A 19,190-nucleotide genomic window follows, 5' to 3' on the forward strand; every position below is an offset into this window, starting at 1 on the left:
GGCGCCTGGTTCGATCCAGGCGGGCGCCGGGGCCCTTTCGTGTGCGCCTTCTTCTGCGCCGGGCTCAGTCGTGCCAGGCGCCGAGCTCTTCCAGCCACTTCTGCAGTGGCTCGAAGAGGCCGGGGGGCGCGGCGATCGTCAGCTCGGGCGAGACGGGCTCGCCGGGGCGGCCGCCGGTCAGGGCGCCCGCTTCGCGCGCGATGAGGTCGCCGGCCGCGAAGTCCCAGGGGTTGAGTCCGCGTTCGTAGTACGCGTCCATGCGGCCGAGGGCCACGTCGCACAGGTCGATGGCGGCCGAGCCGCCGCGCCGGATGTCGCGCACCTTCGGCACCAACTCCCGTACGACTTCGGCCTGATGGGCCCTGCGCGCCTCCAGGTAGCCGAACCCCGTACCGACGAGGGCCTGGGCGAACGGGGGTGCCACGCGCGCGTGGGCAGGGCGCTCGTTCACGTAGGCGCCCTCCCCCAGGACGGCGCGGTACGTCTCGCCGCGCATCGGTGCCGCGACGACGCCGACGACGGTCTCGCCGTCCTTGCGTGCCGCGATGGAGACCGACCAATCGGGCCTGCCGTACAGGTAGTTGACCGTTCCGTCGATGGGGTCGATGACCCACTCGACGCCGCTCGTGCCCTCCCTGGAGGCGCCCTCCTCGCCGAGCACGCCGTCGTCGGGGCGGCGCTCCGACAGGTAGTCCGTGATCAGCTTCTCGGACGCGATGTCCATCTCGGTGACGACGTCGACCGCGCTGGACTTGGTGGCGGCGACGCCGAGGTCGGCGGGGCGCGCGTCGCGCAGGAAGGCACCCGCGCGCGCGGCCGCCTCCAGGGCGACGTCGAGAAGCTCGGCCTTGAGATCGGTCATGTCGGCTTCCTTTACGCGTACGGGCTGTCGGCGCCCGCGGCAGCGGGCTTGAGGGCGCGTGCCGGGCAGCAGCCCACCGGGCACAGGTCGTGGCTCGCACCGAGCGCGCCGAGGGCGCAGGGGGCGGCTCCCTCTGCGGCGCGGCCGCTCTCGCGCGCGGCCCGCTCCAGGACCAACTCCCGTACGGCGGCGGCGAAGCGCGGATCGGCGCCCACGGTGGCGGAGCGGCGCACCGGAAGGCCGATCTCCTCGGCCTTCGCCGTGGCCTCCGTGTCGAGGTCGTACAGGACCTCCATGTGGTCGGAGACGAAACCGATGGGCGCCATGACGACGGCGGGAACCCCGGCGGACTTCTGCTCCTCCAGGTGGTCGCAGATGTCGGGCTCCAGCCACGGGATGTGCGGGGCGCCGGAACGCGACTGGTAGACGAGCTGCCAGGGGTGCTCGACGCCGGTCTCCTCGCGCACGGCGTCGGCGATCAGCCGCGCGACGTCCAGGTGCTGCTTCACGTACGCTCCGCCGTCGCCGTGGTCCTCGACGGGCCCCGAGGCGTCGGCCGCGGCGGTCGGGATGGAGTGCGTGGTGAAGGCGATGTGGGCGCCGGCCCTGGCGTCCTCGGGGAGGTCCGCGAGGGACTCCAGGACGCCGTCCACCATGGGCCGCACGAAGCCCGGGTGGTTGAAGTAGTGGCGCAGCTTGTCGATCGTCGGCGGCTCCAGGCCCTCGGCCTCGAGAGTGGCCAGCGACTCCGCCAGGTTCTCGCGGTACTGGCGGCAGCCCGAGTACGAGGCGTACGCGCTCGTGGCGAGGACCAGGATGCGGCGGTGGCCCTCGGTGACCATCTCGCGCAGCGTGTCCGTCAGGTACGGCGCCCAGTTCCTGTTGCCCCAGTACACCGGCAGGTCGAGACCGTGCTCGGCGAAGTCCTTGCGCAGGGCGTCGAGCAGTGCCCTGTTCTGATCGTTGATGGGGCTGACCCCGCCGAACCGGAAGTAGTGCTGCCCCACTTCCTTGAGGCGCTCCTTGGGGATGCCGCGGCCCCGCGTCACGTTCTCCAGGAACGGGACGACGTCGTCGGGGCCCTCGGGGCCGCCGAAGGAGAGCAGCAGCAGGGCGTCGTAGGGCCGGGCGTCGTGGCCGGCAGCGTGCACGTCGGGCATGTCTTCGATCCTGCCACCCGGCACTGACAGGCGGAAAACCGCCATGCCACCGCGCGCATGACACGCGTAAGCTGTATCGGCCGCGTTCATTCCTTACCGGAGTCGTCGAGTTGCCCAGCCCCTACCGCGCCATTTTCGCCCTGCCCGGCACCAAGAGCTTCTCGGTGGCCGGGTTCCTGGGCCGGATGCCCCTGTCGATGATGGGCATCGGCATCGTCACGATGGTCTCCCAGCTGACGGGGCGCTACGGCCTCGCGGGCGCCCTGTCGGCGACGGTGGCGCTGTCCGCGGCGGTGATCGGGCCGCAGATCTCGCGTCTGGTCGACCAGTACGGCCAGCGCCGCGTGCTGCGCCCGGCCACGCTGGTCTCGCTGGCCGCGGTCACCGGGATGCTGCTGTGCGCGAAGTACGAGGCTGCCGACTGGGCACTGTTCGTGTGCGCCGCGTTCATCGGCTGCGTCCCGAGCGTGGGCTCGATGATCCGCTCGCGGTGGGCGGTCCTGTACCGGGACACCCCGCAGCTGCACACGGCGTACTCCTTCGAGTCCGTCGTCGACGAGATCTGCTTCATCTTCGGGCCGATCATCTCGATCGGCCTGTCCACGGCGTGGTTCCCGGAGGCGGGCCCCCTCCTTGCGGGCTGTTTCCTCGCGGTGGGCGTCTTCTGGCTGACCGCGCAGCGCGCCACGGAACCGCCGCCGCACCCGCGCACCCAGCACGGCGGCGGATCGGCGCTCCGCGCGCGCGGGTTGCAGGTTCTGGTGGCGACCTTCGTGGCGACGGGCACGATCTTCGGTGCGGTCGACGTCGTCACGGTGGCCTTCGCGGAGGACCAGGGGCACAAGTCGTGGGCGAGCGTGGTGCTCGCCGTGTACGCGGCCGGGTCCTGCGTCGCGGGCGCCCTGTTCGGCCTGCTGCACTTCAAGGGCGCACCCGCGCGCAGGTGGCTGGTGGGTGTCGTCGCGATGGCCGTGAGTATGATCCCCCTCCAACTGGTCGGGAACCTGCCGTTCCTGGCCGTGGCGCTCTTCGTTGCGGGCCTGTCCATCGCACCGACGATGATCACGACCATGGCTCTCGTCGAGCAGCACGTACCACGCGCGAAACTGACCGAGGGCATGACCTGGGTGAGCACCGGACTCACGGCCGGTGTCGCGCTCGGTTCCTCCGTGTCCGGCTGGGTCATCGACGCCGCCGGTGCGAAGGCCGGGTACGGGGTACCGGGAGTGGCCGGTGCCGTCGCGGTCGTGATCGCGGTCCTCGGCTACCGCCGGCTGAAGCAGCCGGTTCCGCAGCGGGGAGGAACTACTCATGAGCACGGCGCAGACGGGCAGCACGAAGAGCAGCGAAACATGGCGTAACTGGGCGGGGAACGTCACCTCCCGCCCGGTGCGCGAGGTGACGCCCGCGTCCGTCGAGGAACTGACGGCGGCCGTGCGCAGGGCGGCACAGGACGGCCTGAAGGTGAAGGCCGTCGGCACGGGCCACTCCTTCACTGCGGCCGCCGCGACCGACGGCGTGTTGATACGCCCTCAACTGTTGACCGGCATCCGCACCATTGACCGGGACAACGGCACGGTCACCGTCGAGGCCGGCACCCCGCTCAAGCGACTCAATACGGTCCTGGCCCGCGAGGGCCTGTCGCTCACGAACATGGGCGACATCATGGAGCAGACCGTCTCGGGCGCCACCAGCACCGGCACCCACGGCACGGGCCGCGACTCGGCCTCCATCGCCGCGCAGATCAAGGGACTTGAGCTGGTCACGGCGAGCGGTGAGCTGATCACCTGCTCGGAGAAGGAGAACCCGGAGGTCTTCGCGGCCGCCCGGATCGGCCTGGGCGCGCTCGGCATCGTCACGGCGATCACCTTCGCCGTGGAGCCGATCTTCCTGCTGACCGCGCGCGAGGAGCCGATGACCTTCGGCAAGGTGCTCGCGGACTTCGACGAGCTGTACGCGGAGAACGAGCACTTCGAGTTCTACTGGTTCCCGCACACCGGCAACTGCAACACCAAGCGCAACAACCGCAGCGCGGGCCCCGAGGCCCCGGTGTCGCGGATCAGCGGCTTCGTCGAGGACGAGCTGCTCTCCAACGGCCTGTTCCAGGTGGTCAATTCGATCGGCCGGGCCGTGCCCGCCACGATCCCGGCGATCGCCAAGGTCTCCAGCAAGGCGCTGTCGGCCCGGACGTACACCGACATTCCCTACAAGGTCTTCACATCTCCGCGCCGGGTGCGCTTCGTGGAGATGGAGTACGCGGTTCCGCGTGCGGCCCTGGTGGAGACGCTGCGCGAGCTGAAGTCCATGGTGGACCGCTCGGACCTGCGGATCAGCTTCCCCGTGGAGGTCCGCACCGCCCCCGCCGACGACATCACGCTGTCCACGGCCTCCGGTCGCGACAGTGCCTACATCGCGGTCCACATGTACAAGGGGACGCCGTACCAGCGGTACTTCACAGCCGCGGAGTCGATCTTCACCGCGCACGAGGGCCGCCCGCACTGGGGCAAGGTGCACACGCGCGACGCCGAGTACTTCGCGCAGGCGTACCCGCGCTTCGGCGAGTTCACGGCCCTGCGCGACCGCCTGGACCCGGACCGCCTGTTCGGCAACGCCTACACGCGCCGGGTCCTCGGCGACTGAGCACGCCCGGCCGGACGCGCCTACTCGTCCGGGGTCTGCTGCCCCGCGTCGGCGCCCGCCCCCGAGCCGCCGTCCGCGCCCGATCCCGCGCTCCCCGACGGGGTCGGCGTGGGCGTCGGGCTGGTGGTCGAGCTGCCGTCCCCGGAGTCCGAAGAACCGCTGTCGGAGCCCGAGTCGGAGCCGTCGCCCGACCCCGTACCGGTGCCGGATCCGGTGCTGCTGCTGTCGCTGGGCGTGGGGCTCGGCGAGGTGTTCCCGTCCGTGGACGAGCCGTCGCCGTTCTGCTGCGTACCGCTGTCGGAACCGGTGCTGCCGCTGTCCGAGGGCTGCTGCGACGTACTGGGCGCGGGTTCGCCGTCGCCTCCGGACGAGGAGCTGCGCCCCTTGAAGGCGTCTCCGATGGTCGTGCCGTTGCCGTCGCTGAAGCTGTGCCCCGACACCAGCTCGTACGTCGTGATGCCGCCCATGGTCACGCCGAACACGACGGCGGCGGCGATCAACGGCCGCTTCCAGCTCTTGACGCGGGAGCGGTGCACGGTCCCGGCGGTGAACTCCTCGTCGGCCGGGAGCTCCTGGTGCGGCAGGTCCGTGGCGGGCCGCAGCACCCGCGTGGCCTCGTCGGCGTCGAGCGGCACGCCGGGCTCGATGAGCTGAGTCCTGTCCGGGTCGACCGTGCCGAGCAGTTGCGTCTTGTCGGGCTCGTCCGGCAGCAGGTCGGCCACCGCTCCCGTGTCGAGCAGCTGCGTCATCTCCTCGTCGCCCTGCGGCACTTCGGCCGTCGCCCGCGTCCCCCACGTCGTGGTCGTGGGCAGCGCGCTCGTCGCGGGCCGCGCGGCGGGCGGCCGGGCACCGGTGACCATGGCCCTGGTGGCGTCCATGGAGACGTCCGAGCGGAAGGTGCGCGGTACGGGACGGCCCTCGGCCGTGACGGGAACCTGGCGCCCCTTGGGCTTCGTCTGCACGGCGACGTCACGTATCTGCTCGCCGGTGCGCTTGAAGAAGTGCTGGAAGACGGTGCCGCCGCAGGTCGCGAGCGCGCTGACCATGCCCGCACCCAGGATCGTCCCGTAGACGCCGAAACTGGAGGCGAGCTTCGCGGCCACGACGGCGGCGACCGCGCTGCCCGCCACCTGGGGCACGCTCAGATCCAGCCGCTTCTTCTCCTTGGGCTCTTCCTGACCATCCTTGGAGTTTTCCGGCTTCTCGCCCATCTCCGAACCTTGCCTGCCTTTCTCGACATCCCCGCCTGTTTCACAGCGAAGCTCCCGAGGCTACGTGAACTTCCTGTGTCACACGAGAAAGGGACGTACGGGCGAAGTCCTTAGTTCCGGTTCTGCAGATTCCGTGAAGCACGCCACGTCTCGCCCTGTCTGTCCCCCGCGAATCGGGCACGCCGCCACGGCGCCCCGTACCCAACTCCCGCCCCCTGTGAGAAGTTCAGCGGCGTGCCGATCCACGCGAGTGGCCCGAATGGAGTACTGTTGCGAGCCCTGGGTCCGGTCTCCCGCCAGGGTGCCCGGGGCCTTGCAGGACCGCCGGGAGGGGGCTCGTTGCACAGGGTGACGACTTCGGTCACTTAGCGTTGCGAACAGGTAACCGTGCCATAACGGCGCTCTCGGGTCGATGCCCGACACGCCGGGCAACTCGGCAAGGTTGTGGCAGGCTGCACCCGGGCAGGCCACACTCGACTAGCGGAAGCAGCGACGCACGTGACGTCGGCAGGCACCACCCGGGAGGTCCCCATGCCCGAACTGCGTGTCGTGGCCGTCTCTAACGACGGCACACGGCTGGTGCTGAAGGCTGCGGACAGCACGGAGTACACGCTTCCGATCGACGAGCGCCTCCGCGCCGCCGTGCGCGGCGACCGTCCGCGTCTCGGCCAGATCGAGATCGAGGTGGAGAGCCACCTCCGCCCGCGCGACATTCAGGCGCGCATACGAGCCGGTGCCTCCGCCGAGGAGGTCGCCCAGTTCGCGGGCATCCCGGTCGATCGTGTACGCCGCTTCGAGGGCCCCGTGCTCGCGGAGCGCGCCTTCATGGCCGAGCGGGCCAGGAAGACCCCCGTGCGCCGTCCCGGCGAGAACACCGGCCCCCAGCTCGGCGAGGCGGTGCAGGAGCGACTCCTGCTGCGCGGCGCCGACAAGGAAACCGTCCAGTGGGACTCCTGGCGCCGCGACGACGGCACCTGGGAAGTCCTGCTCGTCTACCGGGTCGCGGGCGAACCGCACTCGGCGAGCTGGACGTACGACCCGCCCCGCAGGCTCGTCCAGGCCGTGGACGACGAGGCGCGCTCGCTCATCGGCGAGTCCGACGACATCGGTGCGCCCGAGCCCACGTTCCCGTTCGTGCCGCGCATCGCACGGCTGCCCAGGGACCGGCCTCTGGACCGCGCCCTGGACCGGCAGTTGGAGCGTCCGACGCCGCCGGAGGTCGCACCCCCGGCCCCCGAGGAGAACCTGCCGGCGATCGCCTCCTCCGCGGAGCGCGACTCGCTGACCAGCCTCCTCGAGGCCGTGCCCAGTTACCGCGGCGATCTCGTGCTGCCCGACCGTCCGACGACGGCTCCCGAGCCGCCGCAGGAGGAGCCGGAGCAGCCCGCGGCCGCCGAGGGCGTGGAGGAGCCGCCGGCCCCCGCCGCGTCGGCCGGTGCCGGATCGGCCTACGCGGACGTGCTCATGCCGCGCAGCGTCGCGGGCCACCGTGACCGCCTCACCGGCACCACCGACCGCCAGGCCGAGGCCGACGGGGTCCGTCCCGGGCGGCGGGCCGCGGTGCCGAGCTGGGACGAGATCGTCTTCGGTACGCGTCGCAAGAAGCAGGACTAGACGCCAGTCGTACGTAGGTGGGGCCCGCGCCGATGATCGGCGCGGGCCCCACCTACGTACAGGAGAACGGCTACTGCGGGTCCGGGCCCGTCGCCACGGGGCGCGACTCGTCCGCGGACCACTGCGACCACGAGCCGACGTAGAGCTGGGCGTCGATGCCCGCCACCGCGAGCGCCAGGACCTCGTGGGCTCCGGAGACGCCCGAGCCGCAGTAGACGCCGACCTGGTCCGGCTCGCCGGTCGCGCCGAGGGACGTGAAGCGGTCCGCGAGTTCGGCGGCCGGGCGGAACCGGCCGTCGGGCCCGACGTTCTCCGTGGTCGGCGCCGAGACCGCGCCCGGGATGTGGCCGCCGACCCGGTCGATCGGCTCCACGTCGCCCCGGTAGCGCTCGGCGGCGCGGGCGTCCAGGAGCAGGCCGGAGCGGGCCAGGGCGGCCGCCGCGTCCGCGTCAAGGAGGCCGGTGGCACGGGGTGCAGGGTCGAAGGTTCCGGGCCGCGGCGACGGGATCCCGGTCTCGAGGGCGCCGTCCCAGGTGGCGAGACCCCCGTCGAGGACCCGCACGGACGGGTGCCCCGTCCAGCGCAGCAGCCACCATGCGCGGGCCGCGGCCCAGCCCTGACCGCCGTCGTACACAACGACGTCCCGGTCCGCCGAGACGCCCGCGGCGCGCATCGCGGCACCGAAGTCCGCCAGCTCGGGCAGGGGGTGCCGGCCCTCGCCCGGACCCGCGTGACCTGCGAGTTCCTTGTCGAGGTCGATGAAGACGGCGCCCGGGAGATGACCTGCCGCATACTCCGCTCGGCCGTCGAACGCGGGTGCCCCCGCGGCCTTCGCGACACTGAGCTGCCAGCGGATGTCGAGCAGGACCGGCGGGTTCTCCCCCGCCAACTCGCTCGCAAGTTCGGATGCGGTGATGATGGCATTCATGAGGGCCATCCTTGCTCATGGTCTGGCCCGCGCGTCCCCGTTCGGATAGCGTGCTCGATCGACTACCGAGCGTCGACCGGCCGGACACGGCCGGGTCATGGCGCGGCAACGCCTGCGAAACACCGATTCGGGCATCCTCTGCGAGGAGCCCGGCGGTTTCGGCGCGGTCAGGCAGCGCCGCGCGGCACGGAGTGCCACCATCAGCACGGGCGCGATGCGACACAGAGATGCGACACATGGGATCCCGAGCGGGGCCCCGAGGGTTCTGGTCTGAGGAGTCCGAGGAGAGAGTGACGATGACCGAGGCAGCAGCCCGGCGCGTACCGGGCACACCCTGCTGGGTGAGCCTGATGGTGCACGACATGGCCGCCACCCAGGAGTTCTACGGGGCGCTGTTCGGCTGGGAGTTCAGGCCCGGACCGCAGCAGCTCGGCCCGTACGCGCGGGCCCTCCTCGACGGCCAGGAGGTGGCGGGCATCGGCCAGCTGCCGCCCGACCACCATCTGCGGATCGCCTGGACCCCGTATCTGGCCTCGGACGACGTGGACGCGACGTCCGAGACCGTGCGGCACTGCGGCGGCACGGTGGGCGTCGGGCCGCTGGACGCGGGCGAGGCCGGCCGGATGGCGATCTGCTCCGACCCCACGGGCGCGGTGTTCGGCATCTGGCAGGCGGCGGAGCACCTCGGCATGGCGGTCACCGGCGTACCGGGCGCGGTGGCGTGGAACGAACTGGTGACGCGGGAGACCGCGAGCGTCGGCAAGTTCTACCAGGCGGTGTTCGGCTACGCGGAAGAGCCCGTCGTATCCGCCGACTTCGACTGTCTGACGCTGCTCCTGGAGGGCCGTCCGGTCGCCTCCGTGCAGGGCGTCGGGCACGCGCTGCCACGCGATCGCGGCCCGCACTGGATGACGTACTTCGAGGTCGCGGACGTCGACGAGGCGGTGGAGCGGGTCGCCGATCTGGGCGGTCACGCGATCAAGCCGGCCCGGGACGGCTCGCACGGCCGGGTGGCGACGGTGGCGGACCCCGAAGGAGCGCAGTTCGCGCTGGTGGCGTCGCACGGCTGACGGTCCGGGTCAGGGCAGGGCAGGTCCGGGCAAGGGGTGCTCGGGGCGCGGGAGTTGATGACGTGTGCCGCCCGTCGGCGGTCATCCGGTCGCGTCCCGATACGTCTCCGCGGGCACCCCGAGTCCCGAGAGGACGGCCGCTGCCTGTTTGCGCAGGACCTTGGCCGCCTCGGGGTCCGTGCCGCGTCGCACCTCGGCGAGGACGGCCAGGGTGCGGGCCTCGCCCAGTCGGTGGCCTGTTGCGCGGTGTGCGGCCAGGGCGGCCTCGCCGAGCGCACGGGCCGCGGCGTCCTGCGCATCGCACCTCGCCACGTCGCTCAGTACGGTCAGGGCCCGCCCTTCCACCACCCGGAATCCGTGCTTGCGGGCCAACTCCAGCGCCTGTTCGGCGACTTGGCGCGCCTCGTCGTGGCGGCCGCGGCACTGGTGCGTGAGCGCCAGGCCCGTCAGGCTGTCCGCTTCGGCCCGGCGGAACCGTGCCTGCCGGGCGAGCGCCAGGGCCTCGGTGTCGGCTCTGAGTGCGGCGTCGAACCGGGACAGGTCGCGGTGGACGGACGCGACCGTGTTGAGCAGGCCGGAGTGGATCCAGGGGCGCCCGGGGTCCCGGAACATGGAGAAGGCCCGTTCCGTCAGGGCCAGTGCCTCCTCGTGGCGGCCGAGATCGACGTTGATCTTCGCGGCGGCGTCGAGCATCATCACGCGGCCGTTGCGGTATCCGCCCTCGGCGTCGGCGGCCACCTTGGGCGCCAGCATCTCCAGGCCGTCGGCGAAGCGGCCGAGCTCCCAGTAGACCCCGCCGAGGACTTGCAGCGACAGGCTGTCGTCCCACCAACTCACCTGCGCGTTCAGGCTGATGACCCGCTCCAGGTGGCCCGCTGCCTCGCGCAGCCGGCCCAGGTCGCGGGAGGCCATCCCGAGACCGAGCAGCCCGAAGGCCGCGAAGTAGTGGTTCCCGATGTCGTCGGTGATCCGCAGACCGGCCGTCAACCGCTCGTGCGCGCGCACCAGGCGGCCCGTGCTCCAGTCCACGTAACCGCTGACGCCCAGGGACATGGCCTCCGCCGCCGGCCAGTGAAGTTCGCGGCTGATGTCCAGCACTCGGGTGCAGTGCTCCATCGCCCTGCCCGGCTGCCCCTGGTCCCACTGGGTGATGGCGAGGATGCTGCGCATGACGCCTTCGCCGCGCAAGTCCCCCTGGGCCGTGGCCACTTCCAGGGACCGGTGCGCCAGGGCCTCCCAGGTCGCCCGCGACAGATGCAGCCAGCAGTAGCCGAGCAGCGGGGACACCAGGTGCGCGGCGACGAGGTGCGGGCCCTGCTGATTCGCGTGGTCGATCACCGCGAGCAGGTTCGCCCGCTCCGCCTCCAGCCACCGGCCGGCGTCGGCCGCGGACGGCAGCCCCTGCTGCTCGCCCCGGTCGAGCGCGTCGGGGAGTTCCGGGAAGTACCAGGTGCCCGCCGCGGCGCGCGTGGCGTGCACGTACCAGATCAGGACCCGTTCCAGCGCGGCCTCACGGTCGCCTGCCGTCTCCTCCGCCCGCGCGCACTCCCAGGCGTACTCGCGCAGGAGGTCGTGGAAGCGGTAGCGGCCCGCGCCCGCCGGATCGAGCAGGTGGGCCGCGGCCAGCACCCCGAGCAGCCGCCGCGCCCGCGTCGGCGGGACCGCGAGCAGGGCGGCCGCGACCTGTGCGGTGAACTCCGGCCCGGGGAACAGCCCGAGCAGCCGGAACAGCCGGCGCGCCTCGGGGGTCAGCACGCGGTACGACACGGAGAAGGCCAGCCGCAGCGGCGAAGGCGCGTCACTCTCGGTCTCCAGCGCCTCGAGCCGTCCACCGGTGGACAGTTCGTCGACGAGATCGGCCACGCCGAGGCCGGGATCGGCCACCAGTCGCGCGGCGGCCACCCGCAGCGCCAGCGGAAGGGCGCCGCACAGCCGGACCAGCTCGTCGGCCACGTGGGTCCGGCCCGCAAGCCGGTCGGCGCCGAGCACTTCACCGAGGAGGTCCCGGGCCTCCGCCGGTGACAGCACGTCGAGTTGCAGCGCCTGCGCCCCGTCCCTGGCCACCAGGTCGGCGAGTCGGTTGCGGCTGGTGACGACGGTGCGGCAGGACGCGGCCCCCGGCAACAGCGGGCGCACCTGCTCGGCCGACGCGGCGTTGTCGAGCAGCACCAGCAGACGCCGGTCGGCGACCAGCGTGCGGTACATGCGGGCCTGCGCCTCCTCGCCCGCGGGGATCTGCGACGCCTCGACGCCGAGGCTGCGCAGCAGCAGCTCAAGGGCTTCGCCGGGCTTGATCGGGGGCCGCTCGTGGTCGAACCCGTGCAGGTTCACGTACACCTGGCCGTCCGGGAAACGGCCCCGCACGCGCTGTGCCCAGCAGACGGCGAGTGCGGTCTTCCCGATGCCGGCGGCACCGCCGATCGCGGAGATGACGACGGTGTTCGACGCCTCGGCGGAGGGCGCGAAGGGGGTCAACATCGCGTCCAGCGAGGCGAGTTCGTGCACCCGGCCGGTGAATCCCGGTGTGGTGTGGGGCAGTTCGGCCGGGGCGATACGGCTGCTGTCGCGCTGCGGAGCCGCCGGTGCCCCCGGAGCCGCGGCAGGGGCCGACGCCTGTCCGAGGCCCGCCTCGTCCTGGTGCAGCACCGCTTCGTGGACGCGGCGCAGTTCCTCGCCCGGATCGACCCCGAGTTCGTCCCGCAGCCGTACGCGCATCTCGTCGTACGCGGTGAGGGCCTCGGCCTGTCGTCCGCAGCCGTACAGCGCCCGCATGCGCAGGGCCAGCAGGGACTCGTCGTACGGATCCGGCGCGGCCGACGCCGCGAGTTCGTCGAGGGCCCCGGCGTACCGGCCGAGCAGCACCAGGCAGTCGATCCGTTCGAGCCGGGCCGTGCGCAGGAGTTGGAGCAGCCGCTGCCGCTCGGTGGCCGCGTACGGTCCCGGCAGCCCGGTCAGCGGTTCGCCGGTGAACAGGCCGAGCGCGTCCACCAGTTGGGCCGTCGCGCCGGTGATGTCGCCCGCCGCCTTGGCACGCCGGGCGGCGGCGGACCGCTCGGCGAACTCGGCCGCGTCGAGCCACAGGCCGTCCCCGACGAACCGGTACCCGCCCCGCTCGCCGCGGATCACGGAGCCGGCGGGGCCGACCCCCGGCACGTCGAGCGACCTGCGCAACCCGTAGACGTAACTGGGCAGCACCTTGTGGCCGGACGCGGGCGGCCTGTCGCCCCAGACCGCGTCGAGCAGGTGCTCGCGGCTGACCAGCAGCCCGGGGCGCAGGGTGAGGGCGGCCAGCACCGCCTGTTGCCGCACCGGCCCGAGGGACAGGGGCGCTTCCTCGCGCCAGGCCCGGACCGGACCGAGTACCGCGAGCCGCAGCCGAGATCCCACGCCCATCCCCGAAGCCCCCGCCTCACCATGCGCATCATCGAAATTTCATGAGTATTGCAGCGCCTCGCGCAAGGGTGTGCAAGTGCGGCGGCCGGCGCCGGGGAACGGCCGCCGCCACCTTCGAGCCCCGGGCTCGAAGGCCGGACGATGCCGGATCTCGGACAAGGACCACCACATGACGACTGTCGTCGACCAGCACCAGCCCCTCGTGGCGCTGCTGAAGCAGCGCGGGCTCCACCTCACCCAAGAGCGCAGCGACGCCGCCGAGATCACGTACGTGTGCGTGCGCGACGGCCTGCCCGGCGGCTACCCGATCGGCTACGTGCTTCCCTCCCGCACGGGAACCTGGTTCGCCTACGCACGCGCCCGCCCCGGCCGGATCTTCGCCTGCGACCAGGTCGACTCGGGCCTGCCCAGCTCCGACGCGGCCGTGCGCGCCGTCGTCGGGCACGCCCGCTACGGCGACGTCCTGCAGGCCATGGAACTGGCCGCGGGCTCCACTGCCACGTACACCGTCGACCTCCCCCGCCGCCACGCCGCCCGGCTCGCCGCACGTGCCGAGACCGACGGCGTCACCCGCATCGGCCCGGGCCGGGTCCGTCTGACGGCCGCAGCGGTCGCGTACCTGCGCGGCCAGCCGGAAAGGCTCGGCCGGCACGTCGACCCCGACAACCGGCTCTGGCTGGAGGGACAGCCCCACCCGCTGATCCGCGAGTACCGAACCTGATACCGGTGTCAGGCCGACGTCACCGGCAGCACGTCGGGCGACAGGGCCGCGGCTCGCGCGGACGCGCTGGTCATCCGCTTGCGGTGGTGCCGTCGGCACAGCACCTCGTAACCGACGATCTCCACGGCCGTGTTGACGTCACCGACCACGACCTGCTCGCCCTCGACGACCATCTCGGCCCCCACGGTGCGGGCGTTGTGCGTGGCCCGCGCCCCGCACCAGCACATCGCCTCGACCTGCAGCGTCTCCACCCGGTCCGCCAACTCGATCAGCCGCTGCGAGCCGGGGAAGAGCTTCGTGCGGAAGTCCGTGGTGATGCCGAAGGCGAAGACGTCGAGGTCCAGGTCGTCCACGATCCGCGCCAACTGGTCGATCTGCTCCGGCAGCAGGAACTGCGCCTCGTCGACGATCACGTAGTCGACCTTGCCACCACGCGTGACGCAGTCCACCACGAACCCGTAGAGGTCGAGCGCGGGCGTCGCCTCCACCGCTTCGGTGACCAGCCCCAGACGCGACGACAACTTGCCCTCGCCGGCCCGGTCGTCCCGCGTGAAGATCACGCTCTGCAGGCCGCGGGCCGACCGGTTGTGGACGATCTGCAGGGCCAGAGTCGACTTTCCACAGTCCATCGTGCCGGAGAAGAAGGCCAGCTCGGGCATGGGGAGTTGAGCACCTTTCGGGTTGCGCGACAGGGGAGTTTCGCGGCGGAGGTTCAGGAACGTACGGCTCAGGAACCTGAGGTCAGGAACGTACTTCGAGAAGCGGTACGAGCTGTTCCGCCGGGGTCATGGAGCCGTGGTTGCCCACCATCAGGGACTCCTTCGGCTCGGTCCGCGAGGCGATGATGACCACGTCGTCGCGGGCGGCGGCGATGACGTCGCCGAGCCGCTCGTACACCCGCTGGTCGACCGTCGGGCCGAACCAGCCGGCCTCGATCGCCTCGTCACGGCTCGCGATCCAGAACTGCTCGCCGAGGACCTCGCGCCACACGGTCAGTACGTCACCCTGGGCGCCCGGCACCGCGTACACGTGTCGCGCACGGCCCTCGCCGCCCAACAGGGCCACTCCCGCGCGCAGTTCCCAGTCCTCGTCGAAGTCGATGCGGGACTGCTCGTCGAAGGGGATGTCGACCATGCCGTGGTCGGCGGTCACGTACAGGGCGCTGCGCGGCGGGAGTTGCTCGGCGAGGCGCTGGGCGAGACGGTCGACGTACATGAGCTGGCCGCGCCAGGCGTCGGAGTCGACACCGAAGCGGTGGCCCTTGCCGTCGACCTCGCTGTAGTACGTGTAGACCAACGACCGGTCCCCCGCTGCCAGTTGCTCAGCGGCCAGGTCCATCCGGTCCTCGCCGGAGAGGCGGCCGTAGAACGTGCCGCCGCTGAGGGCGATCTTGGTGAGCGGTGTCGACTCGAAGGCGGGGGCGGACACCTGGGCGGTGCGGACCCCGGCCTCGTGGGCGCGCTGGAAGATCGTCGGATACGGCTGCCAGGGGCGCGGGCTCGTCCACGGGTTCCAGCGGAGCTGGTTCATCAGCTCGCCGGTGGCCGGGTTGCGCACGGTGTATCCGGGCAGGCCGTGGGCGCCGGGCGGCAGGCCGGTGCCGACCGAGGCGAGGGAGGTCGCGGTGGTCGCCGGGTAGCCCGCGGTGATCGGGCGTCCCGTGCCACCGCGCGAGGAGGCTATGAGGGAACTGAGGAAGGGCGCCTCGTCGGGGTGCGCCTTCAACTGCTCCCAGCCGAGGCCGTCGATCAGGAAGACACAGGCCCGGTCGACGGGGGCGAGCTCCTCGATCGTGGGCGTGCAGTCGGGGACGCCGAGGTGGGCGCCGAGAGTGGGCAGCAGGTCCGCGAGGGATCCGGTGCCGTACGCCGGGACGGGAGCGGAGTGGACGGGCAGCGGCTCTACGTCGTCCCAGGCGGCCTGCGTCATCAGCGCCCTGCGTCCGCGGTGGCTTCGGAAAGGGCCTGCGCGAAGGCGAGGGCCTGGCGCACGGTCTCCGGACCGTCGCCCGCCTCGCTGACACGCAGACTCAGGTCGTCGGCGGTCGAACTGCCCGTGTACCCGTGGTCCGCCTCGCAGTTGGGGTCGCCGCAGGCCGCGGGCTCCAGGTCGATGCGGGAGACGGCGCCCCAGCCGATGGTGAGGACGACCTCGCGCGGCAGCGTGCCCGGAACGTACTTCTCCGGATTGGCGACGACGCGGCTGAGCACGACCGAGGAGATGCGGTCGAGCTTCACGGACTCCGTGGACGTCGTCGCGTACGGCGTCGGGGACGTGGTGTCGGCCGCCTGCTCGTCGGTGTGGCTGACGATGAAGCGGGTGTCGGTCAGGACCAGGACGGTGACATGACGACGGACCTCGTTCGCATCGAACGTGGTCTCCTGGTGCACGAGGTACGACGAGATGGGCTCGCCGCCGACCGCGGCCTCCACCGCCTCGGCCACGAGGGCCGGGTAGTAGCCGCTGCGCTCGATCGCCGCTCGCAGCCCTTGGGTCGTCGTACTGGTCTTGGCCATGGGGTCCATCCTAAGGCCCGGGGAGAGGCGGCCGTTGCCCCTGTGGATAACTCTCCGTGAGGGGCTTTGCGCACTGCTCGGGTCAGTACGCGACGGGCAGGGTGCGCGGGCCGAGGTCGTCCCGGGCGGGTGGTGGCGCGAGCCGGACGGACGCGCCGAGCACGGTCAGGCCGTGGTCGGCGACGACGACCGGTTCCAGGGAGACGCCGACGACCTCGGGGTGGTCGTCGACCAGGCGGGACACGCGCTGCAACAGCTCCTCGAGCGCGGGCGTGTCGACGGGGGCGGCACCGCGCCAGCCGAACAGGAGCGGTGCCGTCTTGATGGAACGGATGATCCCCTGCGCGTCCTGGTCGGTGACCGGGATCAGGCGGTGCGCGGTGTCGCCGAGCAGTTCGGACGCGGCGCCGGCCAGGCCGAAGGAGAGCACCGCGCCCGCGGCCGGGTCGATGACGGCCCGCACGACGGTGTCGACGCCGCGCGGTGCCATCGACTGGACGACGGGGCGCAGCTCGGCGGGCTTGCCGAGCTGCTCGGTCAGCTCTTCGTAGGCACGTCGCAGGTCGGTCTCGTCGGCGAGGTCGAGCCGTACGCCGCCGAGGTCCGCGCGGTGGCGCAGGTGCGGGGCCGTCGTCTTGAGGGCGACGGGGTAGCCGAGGGTGCGCGCGGCCTCGGCGGCCCGGTCGGCGTCGGGTGCGGGCAGCGTCCGGCGTACCTCGATGCCATAGCGGGACAGGAGCGCGAGGGCGTCGTCCGGGGAGAGCTCGATGCCGCGCGGCTCGTCCTGACCGGCGAGGAGTTCGGCGATGAGGGCGGCGGCCCCCGACTCGTCGATCGCCTCGTACTCGGGCACCTTGCCTGGCTCGGCCGCGTCGCGCCGCCACTGGGCGTACTTCACGACTTCGGAGAGCGCGCGGACGGCACGCTCGGCAGCGGGGTAGGCGGGGATGAGGCGCGGGGTGCCTTCGGGGAGCTCGGTCGTCTCGGGAGCCGGGCGGGGTGCCTGCGCGCCCCGCGCGTTGGGCCCGGTGCTGGCCGCCGCGGACAGTGCCTCGGCGAGGCCGCCCAGCTCCACGTGGACGACGAGCACGGGCTTCGTGGGCGCGGTCGCGGCGGCCGCGCTCAGCGCCGCGGCCAGGTCCGCGTCCCGTGCGGTGAACTCGCCCACGGCCGGTATGGCGGTGACCACGACGGAGTCGGTCTTGTCGTCGGCGAGCGCCTCTTCGAGGGCGGCCCGGAACTCCGCCGCGGAGGCGGCCGTGGTGAGGTCCCGGGGCGTCTTGGGCCGCAGCCCTTCGGACAGGCACACGTCGTAGGTGAGCAGGCCGAGGGACTCCGAGTTGCCGAGGATGGCGACGCGGGGGCCCGCGGGGAGCGGCTGGCGGGCCAGCAGGAGTCCGGTGTCGACGAGTTCGGTGATGGTCTCGACCCGGATGACGCCGGCCTGGCGCAGCAGTGCGGACACCGTGGCGTACGGCAGACGCGTGGCGCGGACGGCGTGCCCGGTGGGGGCGATGCCGCTGTGCCGGGCTCCTTGGACGACGACCAGGGGCTTGGCTGCGGCCGTGCGGCGGGCGAGGCGGGTGAACTTGCGCGGGTTGCCGATGGATTCGAGGTACATGAGGGCGACGTCGGTGTCCGGGTCGTCGTACCAGTACTGAAGGACGTCGTTGCCGGAGACGTCCGCGCGGTTGCCCGCGGAGACGAACGTGGAGACGCCGGTGACTCCGGTGACTCCCCCGCCCCTGCGGTGCAGCCGGGACAGGAGGGCGATGCCGATGGCGCCCGATTGGGCGAACAGGCCGATGCGGCCGGGGCGCGGCATCTCGGGGGCGAGCGAGGCGTTGAGCCGTACTTCTGGTGAGGTGTTGACCACCCCGAACGCGTTCGGCCCGACGATGCGCATCCCGTAGGTGCGGGCCTGGCGCACCAGTTCGCGCTGGCGCTCGCGGCCCTCGGACCCGCTCTCGGCGTATCCGGCGGAGACGACGACCAGTCCCTGTACGCCGCGCTCCCCGCACTCGGCGACGACCTCGGGCACCTTCGGCGCGGGCACGGCGACGACGGCCAGGTCGACGGGCTCGGCCGGGTCGATGTCGCGCACGGAGCGGTGCGCCGGGACGCCGTCGAGCTCGGTCAGGTCCTCGGGGAAGGACTGGTTCACGGCATACAGGCGGCCTGTGAAACCCGCGTCCTTCACGTTGTGGAGAACGCTGCGGCCCACCCCGCCGGGCGTACGCCCGGCACCGATCACGGCGACCGAGCCCGGCGCGAGGATGCGGTGCACGGAACGGGCCTCGGCGCGCTGCTCGCGGGCGCGCTGCACCGCGAGGGACGCCTCGGTGGGCTCCAGGTCGAACTCCAGGCGGACCACGCCGTCCTCGAAGCTGCGCTTCTGGGTGTACCCGGCGTCCGTGAACACCTTGATCATCTTGGTGTTGGCGGGCAGTACCTCGGCGGCGAACCGGCGGATGTCGCGCTCCCGGGCGACGGCCGCGATGTGCTCCAGGAGTGCGGATGCGACGCCGCGCCCCTGGTGGGCGTCCTGCACGAGGAAGGCGACCTCGGCCTCGTCGGCGGGCGCGGAGGCGGGCCTGCCTTGGGGGTCGATACGGTCGTAGCGGACGGTCGCGATGAACTCGCCGCCGATGGTGGCGGCGAGCCCGACCCGGTCGACGTAGTCGTGATGGGTGAAGCGGTGGACGTCCTTGTCGGACAGACGCGGGTAGGGCGCGAAGAAGCGGTAGTACTTCGACTCGTCCGAGACCTGCTCGTAGAAGCTGGTCAGGCGCTCGGCGTCCTCGGTGGTGATGGGCCTGATCCGCGCGGTGCCGCCGTCGCGCAGCACCACGTCGGCCTCCCAGTGGGCGGGGTAGGCGTGCCGGTCCGACGGGGTCTCCATGCCGCAAGAGTAGGGCGGGCCTCTGACAAGTGGGGCCAAGCCGGCGCTCGTCGTACGGGTCGCGGCCCGCGCGCGTGGGAGGCAGGCTAAGGAAGGCCGAAGGGCAGTGCGCGCAGGGGACCCGGGTCCGCGTCGAGCACGCTCCCCGGTGTGTGAGAATGGTCTAGACAACC

Annotated in this window: 14 protein-coding genes; 5 read left to right on the top strand and 9 right to left on the bottom strand. The window is 72.3% G+C overall.

Translation table 11 applies throughout. The annotated features are described in order from the left end of the window. Nucleotides 1-64 precede the first annotated feature (64 nt). A complete protein-coding gene (locus tag ACIBUY_RS07780) occupies nucleotides 65-862 on the bottom strand; it encodes an inositol monophosphatase family protein (RefSeq protein ID WP_365566546.1) in 798 nt (265 codons plus the stop codon). Between the two features lie 11 nt (nucleotides 863-873). Further along, on the bottom strand, nucleotides 874-2,022 hold the full coding sequence (locus ACIBUY_RS07785) for a ferrochelatase (protein ID WP_399152094.1): 1,149 nt from the start codon (nucleotides 2,020-2,022) through the stop codon (nucleotides 874-876). Between the two features lie 110 nt (nucleotides 2,023-2,132). Here ACIBUY_RS07785 and ACIBUY_RS07790 point away from each other — a divergent pair, with 110 nt between their 5' ends. Both ACIBUY_RS07790 and ACIBUY_RS07795 read left to right on the top strand, forming a co-directional pair. After that, nucleotides 2,133-3,383, top strand: a complete 1,251-nt coding sequence (locus tag ACIBUY_RS07790) for an MFS transporter (protein ID WP_365566548.1) — start codon at nucleotides 2,133-2,135, stop codon at nucleotides 3,381-3,383. Continuing rightward, the gene (locus ACIBUY_RS07795; RefSeq protein ID WP_365566549.1) at nucleotides 3,334-4,662 is read left to right on the top strand and encodes a D-arabinono-1,4-lactone oxidase; all 1,329 of its coding nucleotides are present in this window, start codon (nucleotides 3,334-3,336) and stop codon (nucleotides 4,660-4,662) included. Before ACIBUY_RS07790 ends, ACIBUY_RS07795 begins: the two co-directional genes overlap by 50 nt. Before the next feature lie 20 nt (nucleotides 4,663-4,682). On the opposite strand, the gene ACIBUY_RS07800 is transcribed toward ACIBUY_RS07795, so the two are convergent. Then, nucleotides 4,683-5,873: a hypothetical protein gene (locus tag ACIBUY_RS07800; protein ID WP_399152095.1), complete on the bottom strand. Its 1,191-nt coding sequence runs from the start codon at nucleotides 5,871-5,873 to the stop codon at nucleotides 4,683-4,685. A 531-nt stretch (nucleotides 5,874-6,404) separates the two neighbouring features. Here ACIBUY_RS07800 and sepH point away from each other — a divergent pair. Continuing rightward, nucleotides 6,405-7,487 (top strand): septation protein SepH, encoded by a 1,083-nt coding sequence (sepH, locus tag ACIBUY_RS07805; RefSeq protein ID WP_365566551.1) that lies wholly within the window; start codon nucleotides 6,405-6,407, stop codon nucleotides 7,485-7,487. Nucleotides 7,488-7,557: 70 nt separating this feature from the next. Here sepH and ACIBUY_RS07810 read toward each other — a convergent pair whose 3' ends face one another. Further along, nucleotides 7,558-8,424, bottom strand: coding sequence for a sulfurtransferase (locus ACIBUY_RS07810; RefSeq protein WP_399152096.1), 867 nt, complete (start codon nucleotides 8,422-8,424; stop codon nucleotides 7,558-7,560). A gap of 287 nt (nucleotides 8,425-8,711) precedes the next feature. On the opposite strand from ACIBUY_RS07810, the gene ACIBUY_RS07815 reads away from it, so the two are divergent. After that, nucleotides 8,712-9,485: a VOC family protein gene (locus ACIBUY_RS07815; protein ID WP_365566553.1), complete on the top strand. Its 774-nt coding sequence runs from the start codon at nucleotides 8,712-8,714 to the stop codon at nucleotides 9,483-9,485. 81 nt (nucleotides 9,486-9,566) lie between these two features. Here ACIBUY_RS07815 and ACIBUY_RS07820 read toward each other — a convergent pair whose 3' ends face one another. Next, entirely contained in the window at nucleotides 9,567-12,878 is a 3,312-nt protein-coding gene (locus tag ACIBUY_RS07820; RefSeq protein ID WP_399152097.1) for an AfsR/SARP family transcriptional regulator, read from the bottom strand. A gap of 169 nt (nucleotides 12,879-13,047) precedes the next feature. Between ACIBUY_RS07820 and ACIBUY_RS07825 the strand changes: the two genes are divergently transcribed. Continuing rightward, nucleotides 13,048-13,599, top strand: a complete 552-nt coding sequence (locus ACIBUY_RS07825) for a hypothetical protein (RefSeq protein ID WP_365566555.1) — start codon at nucleotides 13,048-13,050, stop codon at nucleotides 13,597-13,599. 8 nt (nucleotides 13,600-13,607) lie between these two features. Here ACIBUY_RS07825 and ACIBUY_RS07830 read toward each other — a convergent pair whose 3' ends face one another. The 4 genes from ACIBUY_RS07830 to ACIBUY_RS07845 form a co-directional block, all read right to left on the bottom strand. Further along, entirely contained in the window at nucleotides 13,608-14,258 is a 651-nt protein-coding gene (locus ACIBUY_RS07830) for a thymidine kinase (RefSeq protein ID WP_399152098.1), read from the bottom strand. Between the two features lie 82 nt (nucleotides 14,259-14,340). After that, nucleotides 14,341-15,528: a nucleotide pyrophosphatase/phosphodiesterase family protein gene (locus ACIBUY_RS07835; RefSeq protein ID WP_365576948.1), complete on the bottom strand. Its 1,188-nt coding sequence runs from the start codon at nucleotides 15,526-15,528 to the stop codon at nucleotides 14,341-14,343. After that, nucleotides 15,528-16,124, bottom strand: coding sequence for a DUF5998 family protein (locus ACIBUY_RS07840; protein WP_365576950.1), 597 nt, complete (start codon nucleotides 16,122-16,124; stop codon nucleotides 15,528-15,530). The genes ACIBUY_RS07835 and ACIBUY_RS07840 overlap by 1 nt, the downstream gene beginning before the upstream one ends. Nucleotides 16,125-16,197: 73 nt before the next feature. Next, entirely contained in the window at nucleotides 16,198-19,017 is a 2,820-nt protein-coding gene (locus tag ACIBUY_RS07845; RefSeq protein WP_365576952.1) for a GNAT family N-acetyltransferase, read from the bottom strand. Nucleotides 19,018-19,190 lie beyond the last annotated feature (173 nt).

Origin of the sequence: Streptomyces sp. NPDC050085 (assembly GCF_044460595.1) — a bacterium.
Taxonomy (GTDB): Bacteria; Actinomycetota; Actinomycetes; order Streptomycetales; family Streptomycetaceae; genus Streptomyces.

Excerpts from the sequence above, each read along its gene's own strand:
- ACIBUY_RS07780 (WP_365566546.1), bottom strand. The coding sequence starts at position 862 with ATGACCGATCTCAAGGCCGAGCTTCTCGACGTCGCCCTGGAGGCGGCC.
- ACIBUY_RS07785 (WP_399152094.1), bottom strand. The coding sequence starts at position 2,022 with ATGCCCGACGTGCACGCTGCCGGCCACGACGCCCGGCCCTACGACGCC.
- ACIBUY_RS07795 (WP_365566549.1), top strand. The coding sequence starts at position 3,334 with ATGAGCACGGCGCAGACGGGCAGCACGAAGAGCAGCGAAACATGGCGT.
- ACIBUY_RS07800 (WP_399152095.1), bottom strand. The coding sequence starts at position 5,873 with ATGGGCGAGAAGCCGGAAAACTCCAAGGATGGTCAGGAAGAGCCCAAG.
- sepH (WP_365566551.1), top strand. The coding sequence starts at position 6,405 with ATGCCCGAACTGCGTGTCGTGGCCGTCTCTAACGACGGCACACGGCTG.
- ACIBUY_RS07810 (WP_399152096.1), bottom strand. The coding sequence starts at position 8,424 with ATGGCCCTCATGAATGCCATCATCACCGCATCCGAACTTGCGAGCGAG.
- ACIBUY_RS07815 (WP_365566553.1), top strand. The coding sequence starts at position 8,712 with ATGACCGAGGCAGCAGCCCGGCGCGTACCGGGCACACCCTGCTGGGTG.
- ACIBUY_RS07820 (WP_399152097.1), bottom strand. The coding sequence starts at position 12,878 with ATGGGCGTGGGATCTCGGCTGCGGCTCGCGGTACTCGGTCCGGTCCGG.
- ACIBUY_RS07825 (WP_365566555.1), top strand. The coding sequence starts at position 13,048 with ATGACGACTGTCGTCGACCAGCACCAGCCCCTCGTGGCGCTGCTGAAG.
- ACIBUY_RS07830 (WP_399152098.1), bottom strand. The coding sequence starts at position 14,258 with ATGCCCGAGCTGGCCTTCTTCTCCGGCACGATGGACTGTGGAAAGTCG.
- ACIBUY_RS07835 (WP_365576948.1), bottom strand. The coding sequence starts at position 15,528 with ATGACGCAGGCCGCCTGGGACGACGTAGAGCCGCTGCCCGTCCACTCC.
- ACIBUY_RS07840 (WP_365576950.1), bottom strand. The coding sequence starts at position 16,124 with ATGGACCCCATGGCCAAGACCAGTACGACGACCCAAGGGCTGCGAGCG.
- ACIBUY_RS07845 (WP_365576952.1), bottom strand. The coding sequence starts at position 19,017 with ATGGAGACCCCGTCGGACCGGCACGCCTACCCCGCCCACTGGGAGGCC.